The sequence below is a fragment of the Amnibacterium sp. genome (genome assembly GCF_025463795.1).
In the GTDB taxonomy this organism is placed as follows: Bacteria; Actinomycetota; Actinomycetes; order Actinomycetales; family Microbacteriaceae; genus Amnibacterium.
Window position 1 is genome coordinate 1 of record NZ_JAODBE010000104.1, and the last position, 9577, is coordinate 9577.

Sequence of the window (9577 nt, forward strand, 5' to 3'; positions counted from 1 at the left end):
CGGGCTGAGGAGCGGCGCGCCGGGCGGCGGCTTGACAGGGCTCCCAGACATCGGTCAGGATGCCGGGCATGTCTTCCGCCGCGCACAGCACGACCGCCCTCGAGGCTCGTCAGGCTCCGCAGGCGATGATGTGCGGCGCTCTCGGCCGTCGAATGTGTCGCTGAACCGTTCTCTGCCGCCCGGTCTCTGAACCCGGGCCCGTCGCCATTCGCGACGTTCCGCCCCTCGTGGGCATCGGTTCCGCCAGCGCTCCCGCGCACCACATCTCGAAGGACTCCTTCCCGTGTCGATCCCCTCGCTCTCCCCTGTCGTCCCTTCCCGCCCCGAGCTCCGCCTCGTGCCGGAGCTGCCCGCCGAGACGCCCGCTCCCGCACCGGAGGTCCGCGGCTTCGCGCTGTTCGTCGGCGTCGACGAGGCCTCGGCCCGTGCCGCGGGCGTCGACCTCGCCCACCTGGTCGAGACGCTCCGCCGCGTGACCGCCGATCTCGTACCGTCGGCCGAGACCTACGCCGCCGTCGCCTTCGCTCCCGCCGGCGCGGGTGGCCGCGACCTCGACATCGTGCGCCGCGCCCTCACCGAGCGCGCCGCCACCCCGAAGGCCGCACCGACCGCCACCCGGCGGCGCACCGGCATCGTGCTCGACCTCTCGCGCAAGCGCCTCACCATCGACGGCGACACCGCGCCGCTCACCTACCGGGAGTTCGAGCTGCTGCAGCACCTCGTGCTCCGCGAGGGCCGCACGGTGGCCCGCGCCGACATCATCGAGACGCTCTGGGGCGAGGGTGAGGTCGACATCCCGAACGAGCGGACCATCGACGTGCACATCCGCCGGCTGCGCGCCAAGCTGGGTGAGTACGGCGACATCGTGCGGACGATCCGGGGCAGCGGATACCGGTTCGACCGCCACGCGGACGTCGTGATCCGGTACGGCGCCGGGCCCAGCCCGGACCGCTTCTGAGCCGTACGGTTCACAGCGAAATCTTGGGCTCCGACACGCCGCAAGGACTAGCGCGCCGTTACCGAACCGTTATAGCTTCACAGCACATCGACCGTTTGCTGTGGCGGTCGGTGTGTGTGATTGCAGGACACTCTTGGTGCAAGGGAAGAGGGTCGGTCGCCGCCTCTGCGACCGGCCCTTACCTTTTTGTCGGTGCGCCGCCGTCCCCCGCCGGGAACACCCACGGTGGGCCCACCTGCGGCGCACGTCCTAGGCGCGCAGAGGCCGCCTCGACAAACCACCGGGTGGGGGACGGCGCCGATGAGAGCAACCCGCTCGACGATGCCCCGATGACGGGGCGGGCCGTCATCGGGACATCATCAGCAGAAGGTCGCACGGAGTGCGCCTGCCGTGGGTGCGGCATCCCCCCTGTCTGGGCGGTGAGCACCCGGCTGCCGTCCGGAGCGCGGGTTGTGCTCCGGACTCGGGTGGCTTCCGGGTTCCGACCAGAGCGCCGTGGGCGCAGCGCTCTGTGAGCGAGTTTACGAAGGCAGGCCTGATGGGCAAGGGATTGTCCCCCGAACAGGGACCAGAGGCGGCCGATTGTCCCCCATCCGCCAGGCCGATCGCGCGACGGCCCGGCGGCCCGGCCGGTGGTCCCCGTGCCCGCAGCGCAGCCGACCCCGCTTCCTGAACGCCCGGTGATGGTGCGCCGAGGCCGTCGTAGATTCCTCGGATGGCTGCTGCTGACGTCGCTCCCGGCCTCGTCTGGTTCCGCGACGACCTGCGCGTGTCCGACCATCCGGCGCTGCATGCAGCCGCCACCTCGGGCGCGCCGCTGGTGCTGCTGTACGTGCTCGACGACTCCGGCATCGCCGCCAGGCGGCTCGGGGCCGCGAGCCGCTGGTGGCTGCACCTCAGCCTCCAGGCCCTCGGCGCCTCGCTCGAGAAGCGGGGCGCTCGCCTCGTGCTCCGCACCGGCCGCGCGGAGGAGGTCGTGCCTGCCGTGCTGCGCGAGACGGGGGCCCGGCACCTCTACCTGAACCGCCGGTACGCGGTCGGCGAGCGCCGGCAGGACGAGGAGGTGGGCGCCGCCGCCGAGGGCGCCCGAGTCGCAGTCCATCTCTTCACGGGCTCGCTGCTGCACGAGCCCGGCGAGGTGCACACCGGTGAGGGCGAGCCCTTCGCCGTCTTCACCCCGTTCTTCCGGGCACTCACCCGCCAGGGCGAGCCGCGGTCCCCGTACCCTGCACCGTCGCAGCTGCACGGCGCCGACATGCCCGTCCGCAGCGAGCGCCTCGACGACCTCGGCCTGCTTCCCGTCTCCCCCGACTGGGCCGGGGGCCTGCGTGAGACGTGGACGGCCGGCGAGAAAGGCGCGCACCGACGCCTCGAGGAGTTCGTGCACGACCGCCTGCCCCGCTACGCGGAGGAGCGCGACCTGCCGGCCGCGGAGGCGTCGTCACGGCTGTCGCCCCACCTGAAGTTCGGGGAGCTGAGCCCCTACCAGGTGTGGCACCGGGTGCGTCGGTCGGAGGCGAGCGGCGCCGTGAAGGAGAAGTTCCTCACCGAGCTCGGGTGGCGGGAGTTCGACTACGACCTCCTCGCCACCCACGCACACCTCGACACCGAGAACGTGCACCGCGGCTTCGACCGCTTCCCGTGGGCGGACCCCGCCGACGCCCGCATCCGCGCCTGGCAGCGGGGCCGCACCGGCATCCCGCTCGTCGACGCCGGCATGCGGCAGCTCTGGCACACCGGCTGGATGCACAACCGGGTGCGCATGGTCACCGCGTCCTTCCTCATCAAGAACCTGCGGCTCGACTGGCGGATCGGCGAGCAGTGGTTCTGGGACACCCTCGTCGACGCGGATCCGGCGAACAACGCCGCGCAGTGGCAGTGGGTGGCCGGATCGGGTGCCGACGCGGCGCCGTTCTTCCGCATCGTCAACCCGGTGACCCAGGCGACGAAGTTCGACCCCACCGGCGAGTACATCCGCCGGTGGGTCCCCGAGCTGCGCGGCCGATCCGGCAAGGCGCTGCACGAGCCGTGGACCTCGGGAGAGGACCTGCTCGGGCAGGCCGACGGCGGCGGGAAACCGTACCCGCCGCCGATCGTGGACCTGAAGCACTCGCGTGCGGAGGCGCTCGAGGCCTTCGAGCGGATGCGCCGCTGACCACTACGGTGCGCCTCCGCCGCATCGGCGCGTCGTCCTCGTACGCTTCCCCGATTCCGGCCACATCCGCTCGATCGGTGGCCATCGCCGTTGGGGGCAACCGAGATGACCGACGAGGACCGCTTCGTGCCCAGGCACGCCGTCCACCACGGCCGTTCCGCCTGGGCGGCCGGCCTCAAGGTCGTCGCCATCGCCACCGCCGTCGTGCTCGCGAGCACCGCCTCCATCGCCGCCATCGGCGTGTGGTCGCTCGGCAAGACGGTCGCGGACAACGCCGTCGACATCTCGAACGGCGACGGCACGGTGCCGACCATCGGGGCGATGAACGGCAGCTTCAACGTGCTGCTCGTCGGCGCGGACAACGCCCCCGGTCAGAAGAGCTTCGGCGGGTCCCGCGACGCGACCCTGAACGACGTCAACATCCTCGTGCACATCTCTGCCGACCATCGCCGCGGGGTCGTCATGAGCCTCCCCCGCGACCTCGTGATCCCGCATCCGCAGTGCGAGGACCCGGTGACGCATCAGATCTACTCGGCGATGTCCGCCCAGCCGCTCAACACCGCTTACGCGCGCGGCGGCCTCGGTTGCGTCGTCGGCACCATCGAGAACCTCACGGGCATCAAGATCCCGTACGCCGCCCTGTTCTCGTTCCAGGGCACGGTGAAGATGGCGGACGCGGTCGGTGGCGTGCCGATCTGCGTCACCAAGGCGATCGACGACCCCGACTCGGGGCTGAAGCTGCCCGCAGGCCGGTCGGTCATCTCCGGGCGGACCGCCCTCGCCTACCTCCGCAGCCGTCATGGCGTCGGCGACGGCAGCGACCTCTCGCGGATCGGGTCGCAGCAGGCGTACATGTCGTCGCTGCTGCGCACGATGATGAGCCGCGACACGTTCACGAACCCGGGCAAGCTCTACGGCCTCGCCCAGGCAGCCGCGCAGAACGTGCGCCTGTCGCAGTCGCTGGCCGGCGTCGACACGATCGTCACGATGGCGCTCGCCCTCAAGAGCATGAACCTGAGCGACCTCGTGTTCGTGCAGTACCCGACGGGCGCGGATCCGGCGGACCCCAACAAGGTCGTGCCGAACGCCGAGCTCGCCGATCTGCTGCTGCGCCGGATCCGGGCGGACCTGCCGGTCGCGCTCGACAAGTCCGCGCTCGGCCTCAGCACCGAGCTCGCTCCTACGAAGGGCACGGCGACCGCGACGAAGGCGGCGACGAGCTCCGGCGCACCGACGCCGAAGCCGACGAAGGCCTCCACCGCGGTCATCCAGGGCCTGCGGGGGCAGACCGCGGCTCAGCAGACCTGCTCCATCGCCAAGAGCTGAGCCGATCCGCCCTCGCTGAGAGGTTCCCCACGGCCCGGGTCGGGCCGGATCCGGCGGGCGTACGGTCACGCCATGAGCAACACCGGCCCCGGCGACGACGACGTGCTCGCCGGCACCTTCGATCAGACGAACGGCTTGGCGCAGGGACTCGAGGGCGAGTCCGACGGCACCGCGGACGGCGACGTCGATCCGGGCGCGCTCCGCGACGGGACCATGGGCGTCGCACCGGTCGACGAGCAGGACGACGCCGACGCGGAGGCCCTCCAGGAGGAGGAGGTCACCGGACGTCGCGAAGGCGCGGCGGACTCCGACGAGGGCCGCGTTCCCTAGTCCCGCTCAGGAGCCGGACGCGGGCTCGTCGTCCGACGCCGCGTCGGTGACGCCCGTGAGCGAGTCGCCGTCTCCCGACAGCCCCTCCTCCGGCGGCACGTCGTCCGCCACGGTCTCACCGGCGTCGTCGAGGCCGCCGTTGCCCGGCATGTCCGGCCGCGCCGCGCCGTCGATCGCGCCGCCCGACGGCGCGGCGCCTGCCACGCTCGTGCCCGCCGTCGTGTCCTGACCCGCGACGTGCGACACCACGCCCGCCGCGCCGCTCCCGATCTCGGCATCACTCATGAGCCGACGGTAGGAAGCGCTCCTGGGATCCGACCGACCGGCGGCTCAGTCCTCGTCGCGCGGCTCGAGCACGAAGACCGGGATCTCGCGGTCCGTGCGGCGCGTGTACGCGTCGTAGTCGGGCCACGCCGCGACGGCGTGCGCCCACCACTCGTCGCGCTCGGCACCGTGCACGATCCGGGCCGTGTAGTCGCGCTTCACGGGCCCGTCCTGCAGCTCCACGTGCGGGTTCGCCACGAGGTTGTGGTACCAGAACGGATGCTGCGGGGCCCCGCCCTTCGAGGCCACGACGGCGTAGCGGCCGTCGTGCTCGACGCGCATCAGCGCGGTCTTGCGCAGCTTGCCGCTCTTCGCGCCGACGGACGTGATCACGATGATCGGCACCCCGCGGAGGGTGTTCTGCTCCTCGCCGCCGCTGCGCTCATAGGCCTCCGCCTGCTTCCTGGCGTGCCGATCGGCGCTCGGCTCGTACTCCCCCGTCAACGGCATCCGTGCTCCTCGTCTCCTGCTGCCCCTCGAGGCGCTGCTCCTCGAGGCTACGGCGCCGCCAGACCCTCTCCTGACCGTCCAAGGAACGCACCGAAGCGCTCCCCCACGCACCCGATCGGCCGCCTCCCAGGTGCCGTGGACCGCGGTTCGGTACGAATCCCTCATGGCAACGACCCTGACGTTCCCCGCGTGGCTGAAGGAGCAGGAGTACCGCACCGACGACATCGGTGCGTTCGCGAAGGAGGTGGGGCGGCTCGGCGACTTCCCCGACTCCGGCGGCAAGGCGATCTACGACGGCTACTTCGAGACGTCGAACGACGAGCAGCGGCAGGCGTACGAGCGCGCGTGGAGCGAGTTCGAGGCGAGCCCGGAGCCGTCACTGCCATGAGCGACGCGATGCGGTTCGGGATGTTCGTGCCCCAGGGCTGGCGGCACGACCTCATCGGCATCGACCCGGCCGAGCACTGGTCGACGATGCACGGGATCGCCGCCTTCGGGGACGAGGGCCCCTGGGAGTCGATCTGGGTCTACGACCACTTCCACACCGTCCCCGTGCCCTCGGACGAGGCGACCCATGAGGCGTGGACCCTGATGGCCGCCTTCGCGGCGTCGACGCAGCGCGTGCGGCTCGGCCAGATGTGCACGTGCATGAGCTACCGCAACCCCGCGTACCTCGCGAAGGTCGCCGCGACCGTCGACATCATCTCGGGCGGCCGGGTGGAGATGGGCATCGGCGCCGGCTGGTACGAGCACGAGTGGCGCGCCTACGGCTACGGCTTCCCCCGCGTCGGGGAACGGCTTGCGCGCCTCCGCGAGGGCGTCGAGATCATGCATCAGGCGTGGACCACCGGCACGGCGACCCTCGACGGCGAGCACTACCAGGTCGAGGGCGCCATCGTGCGGCCGCTGACGTTGCAGGAGGGCGGCATCCCGTTCTGGATCGCCGGCGGCGGGGAGCAGAAGACGTTGCGCATCGCCGCCGAGTACGCCTCGTACACGAACTTCTCCGGCGCGCCCGACGACTTCGCGGCGAAGAGCCGAGTGCTCGAAGAGCGCTGCCGCGAGGCGGGCACCGACTTCGGCCGCATCGTGCGCAGCGCCAACTACAACTGCGTCGTCGCTGCGACGGAGCAGGAGGTGGACGAGCGGATCCGCGCCCTCGAGGCGAGGGTGACGCCGTACCTGGGTGCCGAGAAGGCGGCGTCGTTCGTCGCCGAGTACCGCACGGAGGGCGCCCTCGCCGTGGGCACACCGGAGCAGATCGTCGAACGGCTGAGCCGCATGCGCGACGCCGGCCTCGGCTACGCGATCATCTACTTCCCTGAGATCGCCACCGACCGGGCGGGCGCCGAGCTGTTCACCCGCGAGGTGCTTCCGGCGCTGCAGTGAGCGGGGAGCGGGATCTCGCGGCGCTCCTCGCCGGGGCGCGACCGGTGCTCGTGCATCCGGCGGTCGTGCTCGTCTCCGTCGCTGATCCGACCGGGCTGCCTGCACTCGCGACGGTCGTCGAGGACGAGGGCGTCACCGTCGTGCTTCGGCAGGAGGACGCCGAGCGGCTCGGACTCCGGTTCGACTGGACCGGGGCGTGGATCACGCTCCGCGTGCACTCCGCGCTCGAGGCCGTCGGGCTCACGGCGGCATTCAGCGTCGCGCTGGCGGATGCGGGCATCAGCTGCAACGTGCTCGCCGGCCTCCACCACGACCACATCCTGGTGCCGACCGATCGGGTGAAGGAGGCGCTCGCGCTCCTCGCGTCGCTCAAGCCGCCCACCTGATACATCAGTGGCTTATATAGAGCGGTGATATAGTTGGAGCATGGCCCAAGCCACCACCCCGATCACCGAGGAGCAGCTCGCCCTCGGGCGGGCGTTCGAGCAGATCGTCACCTGGCTGCGGCGCTCCCGCCGGGCGAGCGACGTGTCCGCCACAGCGCTCAGCCTGCTCGACCGCCTCGACTCGACGGGCCCGCAACGCATCACCGACCTCGCCGTGCATGAGGGGATCACGCAGCCGGCGATGACCGCGCTCGTGAACCGTCTCGAGGAGCACGGCTGGGCCGAGCGTGCCTCCGACCCCGCTGACGGTCGCGCCACCCGCGTCGTGCTCACCGAGGCGGGCCACGAGCGGCTGGTCCGGCACCGCGCGGACCGCACCCGTCGCATCGCGGAGCGGCTCGCGGTGCTCGATCCGGGCGACCAGCGCGCCCTGCTCGCCGCGCTGCCCGCCCTCACCCGCCTGACGGCCGACATCGAGGCCGCCCCGTCCGTCCGATCCGGAGATCCTGTCCATGCATGACGCCCCCACCACCTCGCCCTTCCGTCAGCCACGCGCCGTCTGGGCGGTCGCGTTCGCCTGCGTCGTCTCGTTCATGGGGATCGGGCTCGTCGACCCCATCCTGAAGAGCCTCGCCGGCCAGCTGCACGCGACCCCGACGCAGGTGGAGCTGCTCTTCACCAGCTACCTCGTGATCACCGCGGTGGCGATGCTCGTCACCGGATGGGTGTCCAGCCGGCTCGGCGCCAAGCGGACGCTGATCGCGGGCCTCGTGATCATCGTGGTGTTCGCCGCGCTCGCGGGATCGACCGACTCGATCGGTGGGATCGTCGGCTTCCGCGCCGGTTGGGGCCTCGGCAACGCCCTCTTCATCGCGACGTCGCTCTCCGTGATCGTCGCGAGCGCGTCGGGCAGCTTCGCGGGCGCGATCATCCTCTACGAGACCGCCCTCGGCGTCGGGATCGCGCTCGGCCCGGTGATCGGCGGCCTCCTCGGCAACATCAGCTGGCGCGGCCCCTTCTACGGCGTGAGCGTGCTCATGGCGATCGCGCTGGTCGCGACCCTCACCCTGCTGCCGAAGACCCCGGCTCCCGCGCGGAAGCAGCGGCTCATCGAACCGCTCGCGGCCCTGAAGCACCGCTCGCTCGCGACGACCAGCGTCGTCGGCCTCCTCTACAACTGGGGCTTCTTCACGCTGCTCGGCTACTCCCCCTTCCTCATGGGGATCGACAGCCCGATCCTGCTCGGCCTCGTGTTCTGCGGCTGGGGCGTGCTCGTCGCGCTCTTCTCGGTGTTCGTGGCCCCGCGCCTGCAGCGCACCGTCGGCACCGCCCGCACGCTCTATGTGAACTTCGCGCTCATGGCCGTCGACCTCGCGGTCATCGGCATCTTCTCCACCACCCCGGTCGTCGTGATCGTCGGCGTGATCATCGCGGGCGCCTTCATCGGCGTGAACAACACGCTCGTCACGACCGCGGTGATGTCGATCGCCCCGGTGGAGCGGCCGGTCGCATCCGCCACCTACGGCTTCGTGCGGTTCATCGGCGGCGGGCTCGCGCCGTTCGCCGCCGGCCAGATGGTCGAATGGGTCGACCCGCAGGCGCACCTGCCCTTCCTGATCGGGGCGGGCGCCGTGCTCGTCGCCGCCATCGTGCTCAGCACGGTGCGGAAGGCGCTCGCTGCTGCGGACCGCGGCGAGGTCGCGCAGCCCGAGCTCGACGCGCTCGACGAGGTCGAGGGCCGCAACCCCGTGCTGGGAGGCCTCGCCGTCGGCAACGCCGACTGACCCCCGCCGTCCCGGATGCGCGGGGCGGTGCCCCCTGCATGCGGACCGGCGCGGACCCGGCCCCTGAAAAGGCGGAGGGCCGCCAGCGCTGCATACCCATTTGCAGTCCGGCGGCCCTCCTGGTCTCACCAGCGACGGCCCGAACGGTCGGATGATGAGACTCCGGGCCCGGATGGTGGGGGAAGGCCATCCGGAAGTCGTGTGTGCTGCCGTGCACGCGCCGTCAACCCTTCGGGTGGGTGACGCCGGTCAATCTATCGGCGCGGGAGAACAGGTCGCAATCGCCCGTCCCCCATTGGGGGACTTGCGTACCCCGACGCGCGCACCGTCTGCGGCGCGGAGCGGTCGAGCGGCTATGCTGTCGGGCGCCGGGAGACGTCGCATAGTCCGGTCGAGTGCACCACCCTGCTAAGGTGGAGAACCCTATTAGGGTTCCGTGGGTTCAAATCCCACCGTCTCCGCTCCGCTACGGCGC

The 9577-nt window shown here is 71.5% G+C and carries 11 protein-coding genes and 1 tRNA gene; 10 read left to right on the forward strand and 2 right to left on the reverse strand.

What is annotated here, in order from left to right:
• The first annotated feature begins 283 nt into the window (after window positions 1-283).
• The 4 genes from JWQ92_RS09240 (at window position 284) to JWQ92_RS09255 (ending at window position 4769) form a co-directional block, all read left to right on the forward strand.
• A complete protein-coding gene (locus JWQ92_RS09240; protein ID WP_367276725.1) occupies window positions 284-958 on the forward strand; it encodes a winged helix-turn-helix domain-containing protein in 675 nt (224 codons plus the stop codon).
• Between the two features lie 715 nt (window positions 959-1673).
• Complete coding sequence (locus JWQ92_RS09245) at window positions 1674-3113, forward strand: deoxyribodipyrimidine photo-lyase (RefSeq protein WP_297344164.1); 1440 nt, start codon at window positions 1674-1676, stop codon at window positions 3111-3113.
• A 126-nt stretch (window positions 3114-3239) separates the two neighbouring features.
• Window positions 3240-4439: an LCP family protein gene (locus JWQ92_RS09250; protein ID WP_297344165.1), complete on the forward strand. Its 1200-nt coding sequence runs from the start codon at window positions 3240-3242 to the stop codon at window positions 4437-4439.
• A 72-nt stretch (window positions 4440-4511) separates the two neighbouring features.
• Window positions 4512-4769, forward strand: coding sequence for a hypothetical protein (locus tag JWQ92_RS09255; RefSeq protein WP_297344166.1), 258 nt, complete (start codon window positions 4512-4514; stop codon window positions 4767-4769).
• A 6-nt stretch (window positions 4770-4775) separates the two neighbouring features.
• On the opposite strand, the gene JWQ92_RS09260 is transcribed toward JWQ92_RS09255, so the two are convergent.
• Both JWQ92_RS09260 and JWQ92_RS09265 read right to left on the reverse strand, forming a co-directional pair.
• Window positions 4776-5054: a hypothetical protein gene (locus JWQ92_RS09260; RefSeq protein WP_297344167.1), complete on the reverse strand. Its 279-nt coding sequence runs from the start codon at window positions 5052-5054 to the stop codon at window positions 4776-4778.
• A 45-nt stretch (window positions 5055-5099) separates the two neighbouring features.
• Window positions 5100-5543, reverse strand: coding sequence for a nitroreductase family deazaflavin-dependent oxidoreductase (locus tag JWQ92_RS09265; protein WP_297344168.1), 444 nt, complete (start codon window positions 5541-5543; stop codon window positions 5100-5102).
• Between the two features lie 163 nt (window positions 5544-5706).
• Between JWQ92_RS09265 and JWQ92_RS09270 the strand changes: the two genes are divergently transcribed.
• From JWQ92_RS09270 to JWQ92_RS09295, 6 genes are all read left to right on the forward strand, one after another.
• Window positions 5707-5931 carry a hypothetical protein gene (locus JWQ92_RS09270; RefSeq protein ID WP_297344169.1) on the forward strand — a complete coding sequence of 75 codons (225 nt, stop codon included), beginning with the start codon at window positions 5707-5709 and terminating at the stop codon, window positions 5929-5931.
• 8 nt (window positions 5932-5939) lie between these two features.
• On the forward strand, window positions 5940-6932 hold the full coding sequence (locus JWQ92_RS09275; protein WP_297344174.1) for an LLM class F420-dependent oxidoreductase: 993 nt from the start codon (window positions 5940-5942) through the stop codon (window positions 6930-6932).
• Complete coding sequence (locus tag JWQ92_RS09280) at window positions 6929-7318, forward strand: ACT domain-containing protein (protein ID WP_297344170.1); 390 nt, start codon at window positions 6929-6931, stop codon at window positions 7316-7318. Before JWQ92_RS09275 ends, JWQ92_RS09280 begins: the two co-directional genes overlap by 4 nt.
• 40 nt (window positions 7319-7358) lie before the next feature.
• The gene (locus JWQ92_RS09285) at window positions 7359-7838 is read left to right on the forward strand and encodes a MarR family transcriptional regulator (RefSeq protein WP_297344171.1); all 480 of its coding nucleotides are present in this window, start codon (window positions 7359-7361) and stop codon (window positions 7836-7838) included.
• Window positions 7831-9102 (forward strand): MFS transporter, encoded by a 1272-nt coding sequence (locus JWQ92_RS09290; RefSeq protein WP_297344172.1) that lies wholly within the window; start codon window positions 7831-7833, stop codon window positions 9100-9102. The genes JWQ92_RS09285 and JWQ92_RS09290 overlap by 8 nt, the downstream gene beginning before the upstream one ends.
• A 371-nt stretch (window positions 9103-9473) precedes the next feature.
• Window positions 9474-9563, forward strand: a tRNA-Ser gene (locus JWQ92_RS09295).
• Window positions 9564-9577 lie beyond the last annotated feature (14 nt).